Genomic DNA, 17,498 nt, shown 5'->3' with positions numbered 1-17,498 from the left:
GTCCGCGCAGGCGACCCCGACGCCAAACGCGCCGTGATCAATGGCGATCGCGCGTTAAATGGTACGGGCTCCCGGTTCTGGGTTTGATTATCGGAACCTGGGCAACGCTGCGCTTTAGCCTGCTGGCTCCGGATCCCCCGGTTAACCCCGAGAATCTGTGCGAAATTTTCCGGGAACATACCGTCTGGTATGACTACGCGAGCAACTCTGAGAAACGCTGGGGGACACCCATCGCCACACAGATGGCTTTTGTTTACTACGAATCTTCGTTTCGCAGCCACGCCAAGCCACCCAGAACTCTGCTTTGGGGCTTTATACCCTGGACACGGCCAACCACAGCTTACGGCTACGCTCAGGCGCTTGATCCCGCCTGGGGCGAGTATCTTGCTGCCAACGGCGATGGCTTGTTTACCGTTCGCACCGACATGGAGTATGCACTGGATTTTGTGGGCTGGTATAACCACCTCACCCATCGAGAGCTCGGTATCGCCTTCCACAAACCACGCGAGCTTTATCTGGCGTACCACGAAGGCCGTGGCGGTTACGCACGCCAATCCTTTAAACGAAAACCAGCGGTTACAGCGCTGGCTTCAAGAGTTCAGAATCGGGCCTTCCGATACGACAACCAGCTCAAATCCTGTGAACAGGAGTTCCAATGCTGGCGCTGGTATCAGTTCTGGCCATTCTGCAGCTGAGCTGTCAGGCGGTCGGGCTGAACTCGATGGCAGCGGCCTGGGCCCGCAGTCGGTCCACCAGAAACTCCATAACAATACGAACTCTCGCCATTTGGTGCGTGTCCTGGCTTACATGCACCCACAGGTCGACACTTTCACCCTCTATGGGGTCTGACAGGCGGCGCAGCTCTTTGGTGCCTTCACCCAGGAAACAGGGCAGCACAGCCAGACCAGCTCCGGAGCGCGCCAGAGCATGCATGGCATGCAGGCTGTTACAGCGGATGACCGACGTAGCGTTTTTCAGATGTTTACGATACCAGCGGCCCGTAGCCAGGTGGCTGAAGGTCTCATCCGGAATAATCCAGAGACAGTCTTCGGGGTGGTTTTCAATATCCATATTGCGATGGCGCCGGCAGTAGCTGGCTGAGCCATAAACAGCCGATTCGATTGCGGCTATCCGCTCACCTTCGAGTGTTGCCTGAGGTTTGTTTTCAGGCCGCAGTGTGAGATCGGCCTCCCGGTGTGTGAGGTTGGTTACGTCGTTATCCGTGAGAACTTCCAGTTCAATATCCGGGAACTCGCGCACCAGCTCCGCCAGAACCGACCCGAGCAGTTCGCTCATCATCATGTCCTCGGCGGCCAGACGCACCTTACCTACTGGCGCCGCATCCTGCCCTACCAGCTTGCGCTCGAGGTTTTCCATCTCGACAGACAGTTTTTCCGCGTTGCGGAAAGCTGTCTCGCCCACCGGCGTCAGCTGTAATCCATCCCGGTTGCGCTCAAAAAACTGCACACCCAGGGACTCTTCCATCTGGTCCAGCCGGCGCAAAACAGTGGTTTGATGAACGCCCAGTATTTCTCCGGCTTTGGCGAGCGTTCCACCTATTGCCAGAGCGTGTATGTATCGAAGATAATCCCAGTCCATAGTTACTGCATATTTGCAACGTGAGTACGGAGTTTAACGTATTTACGCTGCAAAAAAATACCCTTATAATTCGCTGTAAATTCGGGCCAACCCCTTTAATCATTTTTGAAAAGCAACTCACCAGAGCAGGAGGAAGTCGCTATGGAACAAAGACATATGGCAACCGTTAAACCGCTACCATCCAGTATCCTCCACAACAGTACTGCGGTGAGAAGCCAGCACACACGTGCGGCTGCAAAGATGGCGGTGCAATTCATGAGCAGCAAACTGCGCTCATTTAATCGCAAAGCTGCAGCAGTAACTGATATCACCCAAATGCAGGGTGGCCACTGATTCCAGTCACGCATACGTAAAGAGCTGCACCAATAGCGCAGCTCTGAAACCAAAAGCCTGACTCAAAACGCCGACGATTCTGAAAAGAGTCGTCGGCGTTTTGCATTCAGCGGTCAGAATTCCCAGATTACTTTTTTCTTCTGCTCAAACCACTCGTCCATCTTACGATTATACATATCCTCAATAACGTTGCGCTTGATCTTCATGGTAGGTGTCAGCATTCCGTTCTCCATCGTCCAGGGCTCTTTCACCGCCACCACAAACGCAATTTTCTCATGGGCCTCGCAGCCTTTGTTTACCGCCTCCAGTTCGTTCGCCAGCTCCCGCTCCAGTTGATCCCGGTCTGTACCGGTTCCCAGAGCATCTCTGACATCTTCAGAGAGCAACAGCATAAGGCAGGGCTGGGGCTGGTTTGCACCCGCCACACAGACCACTTCTACCGAAGGATGGTTGAATCTGTTTTCGATGGGCACCGGCACTACATACTTGCCTTTGGAAGTTTTGAACAGGTCCTTCACCCGGCCCGTAATCTGCAGATAGCCATCGGCATTAATTTCACCCATATCACCGGTTTTCAGGAAACCATCGGCAGTGACATCTTCCCGGGTTTTTTCCTCATTCTGATAATAACCCAGCATCATTCCTGGGCTTTTAACCTGTAGCTCGCCCCCATCACCAATACGATGTTCAACACCCGGATTCGTTACGCCTACATAGCCAATTCTGGCCTGCCCGGGCCGGCTGGCGTGGGAGTAACCGAAGTTTTCTGTCATACCGTAGACCTCCAGCAGCTCCAGCCCGAGATTGCGGTACCAGGTGATAATCTCTTCTGACAAAGGTGCGGCTCCCGTCAGAGCGGCACGACAATGGTCCAGCCCCAGCTGCTTGAGTACCTTCTTTTTCACCATTGAGCTTACAAACGGAATGCTGAACAGCAGCTTCTGCTTTTGGGGCGGCAGTTTGGCGTTAATTCCCAGGTAGAACTTCATCCACAAACGGGGGACCGAGAAGAAAAGGGTTGGCCGGGCACGCTGCAAGTCCTGCTGGAAGGTGTCCAGAGTATTGGCAAAGTACACATGAAAGCCGAAATACAGTGACTGGGTCTCCACCGCAGCCCGCTCGGCCACGTGAGCCAGAGGCAAATAGGACAGCATCCGGTCGTCAGATGACGCGGTGAACATCTGTTGCAAACCGTCCGCAACCGACATCATGGCCCGGAAACTGTGCATGACCCCTTTGGGGCGACCGGTGCTGCCTGAGGTGTATTTAACAGTCGCCAACATATCCGGATCGGGTAGCTTTGGTGAAGCTGGCTGGCACTCAGCAATGATATCCAGCCATTTGGGCGTGTCATTCCGCGGCGACATAGGCAGGGAAATAACAGAAAGACCTGAAGGAATATTTCCTTTTATATCGTTCCAGCCATCCGCTGTTCCATCAAGCTTCCCGAGAAACAGCAGCTTCGCCTCACTGTGCTCGAGGATATAGGCGGCAGCTTCACCATTGAGGGTCGGATAGAGCGGCACAGACACATGCCCGGCAGCCCAGATGGCAAGATCCGACAGAATCCAGTGCGCACTGTTTTTGCCAAGAATTGCGATGTTGCTGCGTTCTGGTAGCTCAAGGCTGTTGAGATGGGCCGCCATTCGCGATACCTGATCGGCGGCCTGCTTCCAGGTAATGTCTTCTACCGTGCCATCCGGATAAGGCTGGGTCAGATATATTTTTTCCGGGTTCTGTTCGGCCCAGAAATACAAGCAGTGCAACGATGTCTGCCTACGGGAATCCACTGCCATGAAAAACTCCTTATTGTTGTTATCGTCTACTGAGCCGATACCCGTTCATCGGGATCGCAATCGACATTATTCTCATATTAACGCGATTTCTGAAGAGCTCAATGGCATTAAACGCCCTGCGTGTTGGCAAAACGCACCGTATGAAGCAGGGTGACCGAAGAAATTAATTAATTTTTTGTGACATTAATCAAGACTGGTCTAGAGTGAACGATGAAGCGTATCGAATCCCGTCACTCACAGGAGACAACCATGAAACAATCGAGTCGCTCTTTCCTGATTTTTCCGGCCTGGGGATTTATTCTGCTTGGGTCAGCCGCTTTCTTTTACAGCGCTTTCGCAGGCATGCTGGGTTCTTGACACTCAAAATTTAAAAAATAGTCTTTGAAAGGCGCCTAACGCCGGAAGCGGGTTTCCAGAACTACTGCCGAGTTAGTGCGCTCAACACCTTCCAGATTTCCGATCTCATCAAGCACGGCACTCAATTCCTCCAGAGACTGCGCCTGAACGATAGCTATCAGGTCGTATTCTCCGCTTACCGAGAACAACTGCGATACCTGGCTGATGCCATCGAGAGCGGAATTTGTCCGCGCAGTCAGTTTCTGCATAACTTTTATCGAAACGTGAGCCTCTACCTGGCTGGTTGAAAAAGCTCCTCCCAACTGCACCGAATACCCGGCAATTACGCCACTGTTTTCCAGACGGGCTATCCGGTTTTGCACCGTCGAGCGCGACAGACTTAAAGCTCTGGCAAGGTCACTGATACTTGTTCTGGCGTTCTGGCGGAGCAGCATAAGCAGCTTCTGGTCTTTGTTCCCGATCACTTTGATCACCTGACTGGTCATTTTGATAAAATCATAGCTCATTTAGCGCATATTGCACCTGCAAACTGTTGGAACATCACTTCATACTGTTCCCAAACAATGTCAGGTTGCAGCTCATGATCATTCGCCCGATTACCGACACAGATCTGGACACTCTTTCTCAGATAGCCGAGGAGTCCGGCCCGGGGTTTACCTCCTTAATGCCAAACAGAAATGCTCTGGCGCGAAAAATCGCCCACTCTATGGCCAGTTTCGAGCGCCGGGTGACCTGTCCGGGCGACGAGCATTACCTGTTCGTACTGGAAGATGAAAGCACAGGCGATATTCTCGGCACCTCCGGCATAGAAGCAAATGCAGGACATACCCGGCCGCTTTATCATTTCCGGCGCAATACGGTTACCCATCACTCCAGGGACCTGGGTCTTCGCCGAAGCGTGGAAATTCTCACCCGCTGCAACCACTACACCGGCTACTCCGAAATCTGCTCACTCTATTTGCGGCCCGAATTCCGTCGGGCCCATGCTGGCAAACTCTTATCCAGAGTGCGTTTTCTGTTTATGGCACAACACCCGGAACGCTTTTCACACAAAGTGATTGCAGAAATGCGAGGTGTATCCAATGCCGCTGGCCAGTCGCCATTCTGGAACTGGCTTAATGCGCACTTTGTTGACCTGGAGTTCGGGCGGGCGACACATCTGGTAGGCAGCGGCAACACTGAATTTATTGATGAGCTGATGCCTTCGCATCCTCTTTACACTTGCCTGATGAGCAAGGAGGCCCGGGCGGTTCTCAGCCAGGTGCACGAAAATACACGGCCGGCTTTAAGGATACTGCAAGCCGAAGGGTTTCAGCACAAAGGGCTGATAGACCTGTTTGACGCAGGCCCAACGGTTGAATGCGCTCTGGCGGACATTGGCAGCGTGCGGTCCTCTTCGGCGTGTGCCATAAGAATTGATAAAGCGGATACAGGAACTGGCAACGGGTATGAACACAACCGCTACCAGCTGGATCAGCCCATCCTGATTGCAAATACAGGCACAACAGATTTTCGGGCCACTGTTACATCCGAGGTGTCTGTCCAACCAGGCAAAGTGACTGTTCCTCCGGCCCTCGCTGACAAGCTACGCTTGAGTAATGGCAACCTCGCGCGCATTCTGCCCTTGAGCCAGTCGGCGCCATCACAAACCCGAAATACGGCCCCGGAGTTAAGTTATGCTTACTGATCGCAACGCGTTGTTCGAAAAGCTCTGGCAAAACTATCGCGACGTCACGCCTTCTGCAGTAAAAATCCACAAGATTCTGGGTGCCGAAGAAGGCAACAGTATAATCAACGATCATATCGCTCTGAGAACCTTCAATCTGGCACCCGTTGGTCTGGATACGCTTGCAAAGCATTTTCTCGCTCTTGGCTATCGCGAAGGCGGCGAGTATCACTTTAAAAGCAAGAAACTCTATGCACGGCACTATGAACACGCAGACCCGGAAGCTCCGAGAGTATTCATTTCAGAGCTCTTGACGGAACAGTGCTCACCAGAGCTCCAGGGCATAGTAAAAGGGCTGGTAGAGGGGGTAACAAAAGAACAGGTCACAGCAGATGACTTTCTATACTCAGGCCGGCATTGGAATATCGATTACGCCACCTACAGAAAACTGCTGGACGAAAGCGAATATGCGGCCTGGCTGGCGGCTTGGGGCTACCGTGCGAATCACTTCACCGTGAGTGTTAATCACCTGCATAACTTTCAGACAGTTGCTGACGTTAACCAGCTTCTGAAAGACAACGGTTTTACAGTGAACGCTTCCGGCGGCGAAGTGAAAGGCTCCCCGGAAGACCTTCTTGAGCAGTCATCTACCATGGCTGATCGCGTTCCCGTGAAGTTCAGCAATCGGGAAATGACCATTCCCAGCTGTTTTTATGAGTTTGCACTGCGCTACCCGAAACCCGACGGCAATCTATACAACGGGTTTGTTGCTGCCTCTGCGGACAAAATTTTCGAGAGCACCCACGCCGGTATGTAACGGCCTGGGTGTGCCTAACCGCATAAACCGCTTACCCTCCGTTACAAAGAAATAACCTTTTTACAACGGCGCCACTCGGCGTCATTGTCTACTTTTTAAGCACGAGCACCATTCTGATAAATCCGTCCAGGCAATTCCGGGAACGGCACAACAACAAAAATATGGAGGCAGGCCCCCAGAACCCCGCCTCCACCGAGGAGAGCATATGTCTGCATCAGCCAATCATCTCGACGAGCGTACCCGGGATTCGGGCGAGCTTCTTGAGAGCATCATGCCGTCGGCTATAACGCTTGCCATGATGTTGCGACACAAAAAAATGGCTGCATGGCTACGCTCCGAATTCGATGGTTACCAGGATCGCGATGCGGCACCGCCCTATCGCCTGGATCTACCCGGACACATCGTCGCGAAATCTCCACAATATGGGTGGATCCCTGCGCCAGTGATAAACGAAAAGCAGAAGCTCGAGTTTGGACATATCGACCTGATAGAGGGCACCAGGTCTCTGGAAAAAATCTGCGTTAACAGCAAAAAAGGCGACGGCAACCGGCTAATGCTGGATGAAGAAGATATGGCTGTTCTGCAGAAACAGATCAACCTGAGCGCAGAACTGGCCATCAACCTCAGCCGCGATGTTTATTCACGCCTGCTTAGAACAGTAAGGGCCGCGGTTTATTTGTGGACACAGGCACTGATGGACAAAGGGCTGGCGGGAGAACACAACCATTACAGCCCGGATGAGCGCGCACTGGTTGCGGAACTGGACAACCCGGAACACTTCTGGCGTAGAGCCATGGATGAATTAGATAGCTTGCCCATTCCGGATGTACGTTCCGCCGGCTTTTTTGAGAAGCTGTTCGGGCGGGCAAGCTGAGCTGTGTCCTTTTATATATCCTGACGGGTACCCAGGCATCCCGGATCTGATCTAAACTGGCTCCTTGTTTGTTCCCGGACAATTCCCTTTTGTTCAACACAACAAGGAGTCACGATGAAACCTGTCGTCACGCTTCTGCTGGCCAGCCTCCTTTCCATTGCAGGCTGCCAGTCATTGCCCGATCAACAGCCAGGCAACAAAAATGCATCCGCAAGCCAGGAAGGCGCAACCAGCGGCACAGTCTTTCTCAGCGCCCAACACTGTCTGAGTGAATATCTGCGTGATCTGGCAAAAGTTCATTATGGCCCCTGCCTCAAAATCATCAGTGTGGATGGCGAAACCCCGCAGGTTCAGGATGACGGCTTTATAGAGTTACCCGTTGCTACTTCTGTAACTCTGGGTACCAGCTGTGTTTACCGTCATGCCGACGGCTCGCCTATCCCCGCCACGATGGAAACAACCGATTTCAGTGTCACACCGCAAACATTCAAAAAACCCGGGGTGCGCTGGTACCTCCATGCTCACAAGCAGGCAAGACAGATCATTGGCTGCGAGCCAACTCTGTCGCGCTCGAAAAGCCCAACCTACAAAACAGACTGACGGCATGAAGCAGCTCCTACAGCGATTACGCGGCATAACACCGGCCATGAAAATCAGTTTTTTATGACAACCGATATCAACATTATATGGCTTGGCGCACTGGCGAGCTTGCTGGCGGGCCTTGCAACCGGAATCGGTGCCTTGGCGGTTTTCTTCGTCAAAACCCTGTCTGACCGGTTGCAGGACAGCATGCTTGCAGGTGCTGCGGGCGTGATGCTTGCAGCCTCTTTTTTCTCGTTGCTGCTTCCGGGGCTCGAGCACGGCGAGGCACTGCTGGGTTCAACCTGGGCGGCAGCCCTGCTGGTAATATTCGGCATATTGTCCGGCGCAGGGGCTCTGTACTTCATCCACCAGAGACTGCCCCATGAGCACTTCAGCCTTGGGCCAGAAGGCCCGAATGCTACGCATATTCGCCGCATATGGCTCTTTATTATTGCCATAACGCTGCATAACTTCCCGGAAGGCATGGCGGTGGGCGTTGGTTTTGCAGGAGGGGACGTGAGCAACGGCTTTGTGCTGGCGATGGGCATAGGTATTCAGAACATTCCCGAAGGCCTTGCCGTTGCTCTCTCATTGATGGCCATCCAATACTCCAGGGCCAGAGCATTCACTATAGCGCTGCTGACCGGGCTTGCCGAGCCAATCGGCGGCATATTCGGCGCTGCCATGGTATGGCTGGCAGAGCCGGTTATGCCCTGGACTCTGGGTTTTGCTGCAGGGGCCATGCTATTTATTATCAGCAACGAGATCATTCCGGAAACCCACCGGAACAGCTATAAAACGCTGGCGACTTTCTCATTGCTGGTAGGCTTTGTTGTCATGATGTTCCTGGACGCCACATTGGGGTAGTGTGGCGTAAGACTACTGTTTAAATCAGGCCACTATTTCAGAACGATCACCTCGGAGAAACCACCTTGCCCGATAACAATAAAACGCCGGGTCCGTTTGAGTTTGACTATATTGTAGTTGGTGCCGGAACCGCCGGTTGTCTGTTGGCGAACCGCCTGAGCGCCAAACCGGAGAACCGGGTGCTGCTGATCGAAGCCGGAGGGCGGGACAACTATCACTGGATTCATATTCCGGTGGGTTACCTCTACTGCATCAACAATCCACGTACCGATTGGTGTTTCCGCACCGAGCCGGCACCGGGGCTGAATAACCGGTCTCTGATATACCCGCGCGGTAAAACCCTGGGTGGCTGCTCCAGCATCAACGGCATGTTGTATATTCGCGGCCAGGCCAGGGATTACAATCGGTGGGCGGAAATAACCGGCGATGACGCCTGGAACTGGGACAATTGCCTGCCTGACTTCATGCGCCATGAGGATCATCATGGCCGGGACGCCGGCGACCGCACAAATAGTGAACACAAACATTTTCACGGCCATGGCGGTGAATGGCGGGTGGAGCGCCAGCGTCTGAAATGGCAAGTTCTCGAAGACTTTGCCGAAGCAGCGGTTCAGGCGGGTGTCCCCCGGACAAGTGATTTCAACCGGGGTGACAATGAAGGCGTGAACTATTTCGAGGTAAACCAACGCGCCGGCTGGCGCTGGAATACCTCCAAAGCCTTTTTGCGGAGCGCCTCGAAACGGCCCAACCTCACCGTGTGGCACTCCACTCAGGTATTGAACCTGGAGATGAACACGGATGGCGAACAGCCAAGGTGCACCGGCGTGCGCGTGGCAGGCACTGACTCTCAAGTTGAAACCCTGGCGACGGCCAGCCGCGAAGTTATTTTATCGGCCGGCTCGATCGGCTCACCGCAACTGCTGCAATTATCCGGAATAGGGCCATCCGACCTGTTGCAGGCATTAGACATTCCGGTCGTCGCAGACTTGCCAGGGGTCGGCGAAAACCTTCAGGATCACTTGCAAATCCGCTCTGTTTACAAGGTAAAGAACGCCCTCACCCTGAACACCATGGCCAACTCTCTTTGGGGCAAGGCCCGGATTGGTCTTGAGTATCTGCTTAAACGCTCCGGCCCCATGAGCATGGCGCCTTCACAACTGTGCGCATTTACCCGCAGTTCAGATGAATATGACTACGCCAATATCCAGTACCACATTCAGCCGCTGAGCCTGGATGCCTTTGGCCAACCCCTGCACGATTTCCCGGCCATTACCGCAAGTGTGTGCAACCTCAATCCCACTAGCCGGGGCACTGTGCGTATCCGTAGTCGCAACCCCCTGGAGGCGCCGGCTATTGCGCCCAATTATCTCAGCACCCCGGAGGATCTTAAAGTTGCGGCAGACTCATTGCGAGTAACACGCCGCATTGCGGAACAGCCAGCCTTTTCAAAGTACATGCCCGAGGAATACAAACCCGGGGCGCAGTATCAGACCGACGAGGATCTTAGCCGCCTGGCCGGCGACATAGGCACCACCATTTTTCATCCCGTGGGCACAACCCGCATGGGGCGGCCCGATGATGCGATGGCCGTGGTGGACTCTCACCTTAGAGTAAGAGGTGTAACCGGTTTGCGCGTGGTAGACGCGGGCGTGATGCCCGTGATTACCAGCGGCAACACCAATTCACCCACATTGATGATTGCCGAGAAAGCCGCAAGGTGGATCCTGGCCGGCAATTAAGCTGCCTGATCAGACAGCCTGACGATATCCTGGTATTCCCGGATCTGAACCACCTGCTCGGCCGCAGATTCGGATGCCAGACTGCAAACCTCATTAACCATCGCACTGGCAACCGTCGCCGCTTCGATACCACGGTATTTTTCCAACGGACCAACAAGAACCCGATTGACCAGTGGCATGGCTTTAACTCCCAAGGCCTCTCCTGCGCGATGCTCGGTCCTGGCACCAAGCAACAGGCTGGGCTGGTAAATTGAAAGATAAGGATACCCTAGCCCCCTGACACCATCCTCCAGTTCGCCCTTTACCCGGTTGTAAAAGATGGTTGATGAAGACGAAGAACCTATGGCCGACATCAGAATAAATGCTTTAGCACCCTCAGCCCGACCCAGCTCGGCGGCTTTCAGCCCGTAACCAAAATCCACTTTACGGAACTGTTCCTGAGAGCCCGCCTTTTTGATCGTTGTACCAAGACAACAGATAATCGCATCTACCTGAAAAAGCCCGGGATAGTCTTCCATGCGATCAAAATCAATCTCCTCCTGGCGGAGCTTGCTGTGATCAAACTTTGACCGGCGCCGCAGTGGCACCTGCACCAACTCAATATCGTCACGGGCCAGCAACCCACTTAAAACAAGCCCGCCGGTAAGCCCGGTAGCACCCAGTAATAGCACTCTCATAGTATTCTCTTCTCTCAGCGCAGGCACTCATAATATCAAAGACTCCGCCAGACCGGAGCCCGCCTTTGGTATCTAGAGCCCTTTCAGGTACTGCAATCCCGATAATTGGTCCATCTGGCCACGAATCCAGAATGCCCGATCCCGAACATAGGCTGACGGAGACGCAACACTGAGAACCTTCGGATTAGGCAAAACCGCCGCTAAGCGCGCAGCTTGCTCTGCTGACAACTGGCGAGCAGGAATCCCGAAATAAACCTGACTTGCAGCCTCAACCCCATATATTCCGGGGCCAAATTCGGCAATATTGAGGTATACCTCCAGAATTCTGCGTTTGGGCCAGAGCCCATCGACAGCCAGCCCAAGGCCCGCTTCCATCGCCTTACGCACGAAGCTGCGACCATTCCAGAGAAACAGGTTCTTCGCAGTTTGCTGCGTGATCGTGCTTGCACCTCTGAGCCCCTCACCAGCGTGATATTCGGCCAGGGCTTGGCGAATCGCTGAAAAATCGACCCCCCAGTGATCCGGAAACCGCTGATCTTCGCTGGCCACAACCGCAAGCGGCATCCACGGCGAAATATCCGAAAGGCTGACCCATTGCTGTCGCACCTTCTGGTCCGGATTTGCAATACTGTAACTGACGATAAACGCAGAGGTTGGAGGATTTACGTACCGAAAAAGAAGCAACAGGGAAACAAATAACAGCACCAGTGTAAAAAGCACCCAGGCCATCGCACGGAAAAGCCATCTAACCATCGATCTGCGGGCCATAAGCGCGTTACCCGAGCCCCAGGCTGTCGCCATCGACCATTCCCGTGCCCACGACCGACGCACCGATGACCCGGAGACAATGCTTTCGACAGATTACGTGCAGCGGCGTCTTGCCCGCTTCGTCGCCGTCCACGGTAACAGTCTTTGGTCGGGAAGTAAGAACATCGCAACGCTTACCTTTCAGGTGCACTACAGTGCTGGTGCGGTTGGGCGATCTGCCGTTAAACCTGACCATCAGAAACGTCAGAATCAGTTGCACCAACGGCCGTGGTTTCACGGCGATAACGTCCAGAAGCCCGTCATCGGCAGTCGCTTGCGGAATCTCATTCCCTCCTCCGAAAAAAGCACCACTGGCCACTGCAATGGATAACCAACGACCGCTCACGAAAGCTTGATCGCACGTTATTTCTGCGTGAAAGCCTCGCTTGGCGCGGACACTGCGCAACAGTTCAACACCGTAGCTGAAACGACCCAGGAGCTTTTTGGCTGAGCCCTGCGACTCCCGGGCGGGAAGTGTACCCAGGCCGACATGGGCAACATTCAGGAAAAGCCGGTCGCCAAACTCGGCGACATCAATCATTTGCGTAACACCCTGCTTCACTAATCGACACACCGCCTCAGGTTCCTGCGGCAAAGCAAGGTTGCGAGCAAAATCGTTAGCTGTACCTGACGGCAAAACGGCCAGTATGGCATTGCGCTCAAGGCAAAGCCTGGCACCGGCATTAACCGAACCATCGCCACCCGCAACCATAACAACGTCATCAGGATGTACCCGATCCTTCCAGTTCTGATCTCTGAAATCACAACACTCGGGGCTGATGATGCCGGCATTTCCAAGCATCTCAAGCCAGAACGCCCTGCCTTTCTGGCCATCGCCTGCTTCTGGATTTGCAACCAGCCAATAGGTCATATCATCCTTTTCTCTTTACGTGCGCCATACATTATCCGGAAAACAATCACTTCCAACATACCTCAAACTCGCCTCTACTGAGGTTACGATCAGGAAACCAGCATCCTATTTCCAGATGACGGATTGTCAGACTATAGTTCAAGATCTGAACCCAACTGGAATTACCCGGAAGCTGGCTATGTTTATTGATAAATTCACCCCTGTACGATCCAAAGCCCAACTGGCGGCTCTCAAGTTAATCGTGAAACTGATACCAACTCCGATGCCCAATATCCTGCTAGGCGCGCAGTCCCGCCTCCGGCTGGCTGAACAGATAGCGCACTTTGGTTTCAAACGGGTGCTTCTGGTCACAGACGAGGTGTTGTTGCAGTTGGGTGTTACAAGCCCGATTGTCGATCGCCTGAACGAGATGGGAGTTGAAACGGTCGTATACAGCGAAGTTACACCAGACCCGGGATTCCGGGTTGTAGAGAGCGGATTGAAAATACTTCACCAGCATACCTGCGATGCGGTGCTGGCTGTTGGCGGAGGTTCCTCCATCGATGCCGCGAAAGTTATCGCTTTGGCGGCCACTAACAATAAAACACCTCAGGATCTGGTTGGTATACTCAAAGCCCGAAAGCGTGCGCTACCGCTTTTCGTAGTTCCAACGACAGCCGGAACCGGCTCCGAGGTAACCATCGGCGCGGTTATATCGGATGAAATCACGCATGTGAAGAATCTTGTGATCGACCCGAAGCTGGTGCCTCTGGCTGCTGCACTGGATCCGGAAATCATGGTCGGCATGCCCCGATCCGTAACAGCGGATACCGGAATCGATGCCCTGACTCATTGTCTCGAATCGTGGATCAGCGATTTTTCAACACCGGAGACTGAATTTTACTCCGGTGCAGGTGTGAGGCTTGTATTCAAACATCTGGAAAAAGCCTGCGAAAACGGCCAGGACCACGAAGCCCGCGGTGCAATGGCGCTGGCAGCAAATTATGGCGGCCAGGCGATCAATAAAACGGGCCTGGGCTATGTACATGCCATTGCCCATCAGCTGGGCACACAGTATGGCGTTCCTCACGGCCGGGCTAATGCCATTGTTTTGCCACACATACTGGAAGTGAACCGGAAATGCGCTGAAGCACGCATGGCTGCGCTGGCCAGATTTTGTGATCTTGCCTCTGATAAAGATATGGATTCGCGGGCTGCCGACAAGCTGATCGAAAGGGTCAATGAACTGCTGGCAGCCTTGCCAATAGAGCGCAAAGTAAAAGGTATCGATCAAAGCCACTTTGCGGATATTGCCCAGGCCTCCATGAAAGAGGCACACGGCACTTATGCGGTTCCCAGATATCTGAATCAAGGCGACATTGTTCAGGTGTTGCGCGTTATCAGCGCCTCTTAGCCGGGGCGCCTCTGCGATACCACCAGCGCGACTCCGGTTATGGAAACAATGCCTCCCGCAATCGCCAGCACGCCCAGGCGTTCATCGAACAGCCAGAAAGCTTCCAGGGCAGTCACCGGGGGCACCAGATAAAACAGGCTGGCAACCTGGGATGCTGCGCCACGACGAATCAGCCACATCAGCAGCAGTATTGCACCAATGGAAACACCCAGGACCAGCCAGGCCATGGAAAGCTGTAACTGCAAAGACCAGATTACCTCTCGGGTCTCCAGCATCAGCGCGCCAACTGCGAAGAACATGGCCGCGGCGCCATACTGAATGATAGTGCCCGCAACAAGATCTGCACCGGTGCCATAACGCTTCTGATACACCGTTCCCAATGAGATGCCGGTCAGGGCAAACAGAGCCCAGACAAGCGTCCAGAGGGGAAAGCCGGTGCCCGGATTGCCTGCCCCGCCAAACTTCTCCAGCAAAACCAGCGTTACACCCAACAACCCCAGCCCAAGCCCAAGCCACTGCCTGCCTGAGACCGCCTCTCTCAGCACGAAGACCGCCGCACCTGCCGTTACCAACGGCTGAAGACCAACGACCAAAGACACTATACCGGAGGGCATTCCGTCCTGAATCGCGTAATAGACCCCGCCAAGATAACAACCGTGAACCAGCAGCCCGGTAACCGCCAGGTGCCCGGCAGGCCGCCAGCCCGGCCAGCGGGTTTTAAGCAACAATGCCAGTACAAAAAGCAGCACCAGCGTCAGCAACATACGGATCAACAGGAGAGTAAATGGCTCGGCGTAGGGCAAGCCGTATTTGGCACCGATAAAACCGGTGCTCCACAACCAAACAAAAAGCGCGGGAACAAAAAAGGAAAAGAACATCTTGCGCATAGCGGATAGCCGGAATGAGGTATTTAGGCGGTCAGCCAGTTTAGTAGCTCATGCGCATGTATAACAGACACAGACAACCGGCCAGAAGACCATCACAGATGCCCATCTGGCCGAAATACTGGCTTTTATGTAGTGAGTATAGACTGCAGCTTCTGCGCCAACTCTACGGCCTCACTGCCCATGGGCGTGAGATAGCCCCCGTCATCACGAGTAATCAAACCCTTGGCAAAAAGTCGCTCGGCGGCCTGAACGGTCGCCGGTGCTGCATCATGCCGATGCACCTTGATACCAGCCTGGCCTGAAGAGGATTCAAACTGTGACAACAGGTTAAGCTCGGCAATGTGGTCTGGAGAAAATGGCATTGTGTTTCCTTGTCTCGTTTTGATGGTCAGATGCTTTCGGATTTCTTTTCCTGATCGAGAGTCAGATCCCGCTCGGTTTCATTCCACTGCTCAGAAAATGTTTCATAGGCATCAGAGAAGCCTTTTTTGGCCCGCTCCCATGCCGATGCAGAACTGGCTTTGAGCTCGTTATACCAGACTTGCACTCGTTCACGCTGTTCGCGAAGAGACGCCAGACTTTCCTGCGAGCGCTCCCTCGCAGTGTTGCTCATGTCATCCCAATTTTCTGAAAGCTCTTTCTCGAGTTCAGCAATACGTCTGTCCAGAGCTGAGAGTGTGCGGTTGATCGAGTCCTCCGCCTGGTCCTTCTGGTCGGCACCGTATTCCTGCAGTGTCTCGCCAAGCTCCCGGCTTTCCTGCTTGAGCTTGTCTACCGATGACTCGGTTGTTTCCGCATACAGAGGTTCGGCCAGCGCGCAAGAGGCTGCAACAAGCAGAGCACAGGTGATGTGTTTCAAAGTCATAAATTACTCCCGAGCTTCGTCCATTAAGAATAGCAGTAGCGCCACGATAACAATATCCCGACCAACAGCTTATCTTATAAAAGCTTAATCAACTGACAATGAAACCAGTTTATATCAATAAAAACATATCTTTAAAAACGATAAACCTCATCAGGAATTGCACTTTGATGGCTTTGGACCCGTTCGAAATTTGTGCATTCCTGAAGTCTGTGCCACGTTTGAACTGAAGTTTAACAAGGAGGAAAGACTATGCTTTATTGGGCTGTCATTTGTCTCATCATCGCCGTCATTGCCGGCGTTCTCGGTTTCGGGGGCATTGCAGGCACAGCGGCAGGTATCGCCAAAGTACTGTTCTTTATATTTCTCATCCTGCTGGTGATTTCTCTGGTCGCCAATGCAGTGCGCGGGCGGGGGCCAAAGATCTAGCATTCTCAGTGAATCTGATCAGTGTTTTGGCCCGGGCACCCCTGATTGCCGTGCCCGGGCTGCTCTCCCGGTAACATTTTTCCGACAAGACGTAATGTCATTTCTGCCCGGTAGCGCCGTATAATCTTCGCTGTGTCTGTCTTATCATGTCCGGCAGCACATCCGTCGATTGCGCTTTCCGCGAGTAGCCAATGATACGACCACAGCATATCGCCCTGCCGTTTCTTACCTTACTGATCTGGTTATCCACACCGGTTACAGCAGACAGCATCAAGCGTATTGTGCACCCCGACGGCCGCGTTGAGTTTACCAACGTTAAAAGTAACAGCCCCGGACGAGCCTCCAGTAAAAGCGAAACTGTTTTCCGGTATCAGGACGAAAACGGCATTGTCGCGTACACCGGAACCCGGCCCTCGGTTGCAGATTTCGACGTGATCAGCTTCCACTGTTACGCCTGCGACCCCGACTCTCGCGTCAACTGGCGCACAACACCCCTGTTTTCTGGCCGTTATGATACCGAAATTAAAACAGCTGCCAGCGAGTATGGCGTAGATCCGGCGCTGGTACGCGCGGTCATTCATGCGGAATCTGCGTTCAATGAAAAGGCGCTTTCACCGGTGGGTGCGCAAGGGCTGATGCAGTTAATGCCGGGAACCGCTCTGGAAGTCGGCGTTCAGAACGCCATGGTGGCAGCCGATAACATCCGCGGCGGAGTCACCTATCTTGCGAAAATGCTTGATCGGTTCAAGGGCGACACAAGGCTGGCAACCGCAGCCTACAACGCTGGCCCTGGTGCCGTGAGCCGTTACGGCGGAATACCGCCCTATGCCGAAACCAAAGCCTACGTTGAGCGAGTAGGCATACTGCACGAACGATATGCGAGCAATTGATCAATAAACCGGCCGACCCGTCCCTGGGTCTCAGCGCTACCGGTTCTGGCAA

At 53.7% G+C, this 17,498-nt stretch carries 20 protein-coding genes; 11 read left to right on the top strand and 9 right to left on the bottom strand.

Translation table 11 applies throughout. The annotated features are described in order from the left end of the window. The first annotated feature begins 77 nt into the window (after window positions 1–77). Window positions 78–695, top strand: a complete 618-nt coding sequence (locus ACN0RL_RS11425; RefSeq protein WP_417516955.1) for a lysozyme-like domain containing protein — start codon at window positions 78–80, stop codon at window positions 693–695. A gap of 4 nt (window positions 696–699) precedes the next feature. Here ACN0RL_RS11425 and ACN0RL_RS11420 read toward each other — a convergent pair whose 3' ends face one another. After that, the gene (locus ACN0RL_RS11420) at window positions 700–1,599 is read right to left on the bottom strand and encodes a LysR family transcriptional regulator (RefSeq protein WP_417516815.1); all 900 of its coding nucleotides are present in this window, start codon (window positions 1,597–1,599) and stop codon (window positions 700–702) included. 141 nt (window positions 1,600–1,740) lie between these two features. Here ACN0RL_RS11420 and ACN0RL_RS11415 point away from each other — a divergent pair, with 141 nt between their 5' ends. Beyond that, window positions 1,741–1,932 carry a hypothetical protein gene (locus ACN0RL_RS11415; RefSeq protein WP_417516813.1) on the top strand — a complete coding sequence of 64 codons (192 nt, stop codon included), beginning with the start codon at window positions 1,741–1,743 and terminating at the stop codon, window positions 1,930–1,932. Window positions 1,933–2,045: 113 nt separating this feature from the next. Here ACN0RL_RS11415 and ACN0RL_RS11410 read toward each other — a convergent pair whose 3' ends face one another. Next, a complete protein-coding gene (locus tag ACN0RL_RS11410) occupies window positions 2,046–3,728 on the bottom strand; it encodes an AMP-binding protein (RefSeq protein ID WP_417516811.1) in 1,683 nt (560 codons plus the stop codon). 392 nt (window positions 3,729–4,120) lie between these two features. Beyond that, window positions 4,121–4,591: an Lrp/AsnC family transcriptional regulator gene (locus ACN0RL_RS11405; protein WP_417516809.1), complete on the bottom strand. Its 471-nt coding sequence runs from the start codon at window positions 4,589–4,591 to the stop codon at window positions 4,121–4,123. 74 nt (window positions 4,592–4,665) lie between these two features. Here ACN0RL_RS11405 and ACN0RL_RS11400 point away from each other — a divergent pair, with 74 nt between their 5' ends. From ACN0RL_RS11400 to ACN0RL_RS11375, 6 genes are all read left to right on the top strand, one after another. Beyond that, the gene (locus ACN0RL_RS11400; RefSeq protein ID WP_417516807.1) at window positions 4,666–5,772 is read left to right on the top strand and encodes an arginine N-succinyltransferase; all 1,107 of its coding nucleotides are present in this window, start codon (window positions 4,666–4,668) and stop codon (window positions 5,770–5,772) included. Further along, window positions 5,762–6,568, top strand: coding sequence for a DUF1338 domain-containing protein (locus tag ACN0RL_RS11395; protein ID WP_417516805.1), 807 nt, complete (start codon window positions 5,762–5,764; stop codon window positions 6,566–6,568). The genes ACN0RL_RS11400 and ACN0RL_RS11395 overlap by 11 nt, the downstream gene beginning before the upstream one ends. 205 nt (window positions 6,569–6,773) lie before the next feature. Continuing rightward, complete coding sequence (locus ACN0RL_RS11390; protein WP_417516803.1) at window positions 6,774–7,442, top strand: hypothetical protein; 669 nt, start codon at window positions 6,774–6,776, stop codon at window positions 7,440–7,442. Window positions 7,443–7,556: 114 nt separating this feature from the next. Then, entirely contained in the window at window positions 7,557–8,042 is a 486-nt protein-coding gene (locus ACN0RL_RS11385) for a hypothetical protein (protein WP_417516801.1), read from the top strand. Between the two features lie 63 nt (window positions 8,043–8,105). Continuing rightward, on the top strand, window positions 8,106–8,891 hold the full coding sequence (locus ACN0RL_RS11380; protein ID WP_417516799.1) for a ZIP family metal transporter: 786 nt from the start codon (window positions 8,106–8,108) through the stop codon (window positions 8,889–8,891). 65 nt (window positions 8,892–8,956) lie between these two features. Beyond that, window positions 8,957–10,630 (top strand): GMC family oxidoreductase, encoded by a 1,674-nt coding sequence (locus tag ACN0RL_RS11375; protein WP_417516797.1) that lies wholly within the window; start codon window positions 8,957–8,959, stop codon window positions 10,628–10,630. On the opposite strand, the gene ACN0RL_RS11370 is transcribed toward ACN0RL_RS11375, so the two are convergent. From ACN0RL_RS11370 to ACN0RL_RS11360, 3 genes are all read right to left on the bottom strand, one after another. Further along, complete coding sequence (locus ACN0RL_RS11370; RefSeq protein WP_417516795.1) at window positions 10,627–11,307, bottom strand: NAD-dependent epimerase/dehydratase family protein; 681 nt, start codon at window positions 11,305–11,307, stop codon at window positions 10,627–10,629. The two genes, ACN0RL_RS11375 and ACN0RL_RS11370, sit on opposite strands and share 4 nt — an antisense overlap. A 72-nt stretch (window positions 11,308–11,379) precedes the next feature. After that, window positions 11,380–12,075, bottom strand: a complete 696-nt coding sequence (mtgA, locus tag ACN0RL_RS11365; protein ID WP_417516953.1) for a monofunctional biosynthetic peptidoglycan transglycosylase — start codon at window positions 12,073–12,075, stop codon at window positions 11,380–11,382. Between the two features lie 7 nt (window positions 12,076–12,082). Further along, window positions 12,083–12,985, bottom strand: a complete 903-nt coding sequence (locus tag ACN0RL_RS11360) for a diacylglycerol/lipid kinase family protein (protein ID WP_417516793.1) — start codon at window positions 12,983–12,985, stop codon at window positions 12,083–12,085. Window positions 12,986–13,163: 178 nt separating this feature from the next. Here ACN0RL_RS11360 and ACN0RL_RS11355 point away from each other — a divergent pair, with 178 nt between their 5' ends. Next, window positions 13,164–14,378, top strand: a complete 1,215-nt coding sequence (locus ACN0RL_RS11355; RefSeq protein ID WP_417516791.1) for an iron-containing alcohol dehydrogenase — start codon at window positions 13,164–13,166, stop codon at window positions 14,376–14,378. Here the strand turns inward: ACN0RL_RS11355 and ACN0RL_RS11350 are convergent. From ACN0RL_RS11350 to ACN0RL_RS11340, 3 genes are all read right to left on the bottom strand, one after another. Continuing rightward, window positions 14,375–15,265: a DMT family transporter gene (locus ACN0RL_RS11350; protein WP_417516789.1), complete on the bottom strand. Its 891-nt coding sequence runs from the start codon at window positions 15,263–15,265 to the stop codon at window positions 14,375–14,377. The genes ACN0RL_RS11355 and ACN0RL_RS11350 overlap by 4 nt on opposite strands. 125 nt (window positions 15,266–15,390) lie before the next feature. Next, a complete protein-coding gene (locus ACN0RL_RS11345; RefSeq protein ID WP_417516787.1) occupies window positions 15,391–15,627 on the bottom strand; it encodes a TIGR02647 family protein in 237 nt (78 codons plus the stop codon). A gap of 26 nt (window positions 15,628–15,653) precedes the next feature. Further along, entirely contained in the window at window positions 15,654–16,130 is a 477-nt protein-coding gene (locus tag ACN0RL_RS11340; protein WP_417516785.1) for a hypothetical protein, read from the bottom strand. Between the two features lie 249 nt (window positions 16,131–16,379). Between ACN0RL_RS11340 and ACN0RL_RS11335 the strand changes: the two genes are divergently transcribed. Together ACN0RL_RS11335 and ACN0RL_RS11330 are read left to right on the top strand one after the other, a co-directional pair. Further along, on the top strand, window positions 16,380–16,556 hold the full coding sequence (locus tag ACN0RL_RS11335) for a DUF1328 domain-containing protein (RefSeq protein WP_134033325.1): 177 nt from the start codon (window positions 16,380–16,382) through the stop codon (window positions 16,554–16,556). Between the two features lie 191 nt (window positions 16,557–16,747). After that, the gene (locus tag ACN0RL_RS11330; RefSeq protein ID WP_417516783.1) at window positions 16,748–17,446 is read left to right on the top strand and encodes a lytic transglycosylase domain-containing protein; all 699 of its coding nucleotides are present in this window, start codon (window positions 16,748–16,750) and stop codon (window positions 17,444–17,446) included. Window positions 17,447–17,498: the final 52 nt, after the last annotated feature.

The sequence above is a fragment of the Marinobacter sp. genome, from assembly GCF_048259445.1.
Taxonomy (GTDB): Bacteria; Pseudomonadota; Gammaproteobacteria; order Pseudomonadales; family Oleiphilaceae; genus Marinobacter.
The sequence above is the reverse complement of the archived record's forward strand: the minus strand, read 5'-3'. Positions and strand labels throughout refer to the sequence as shown.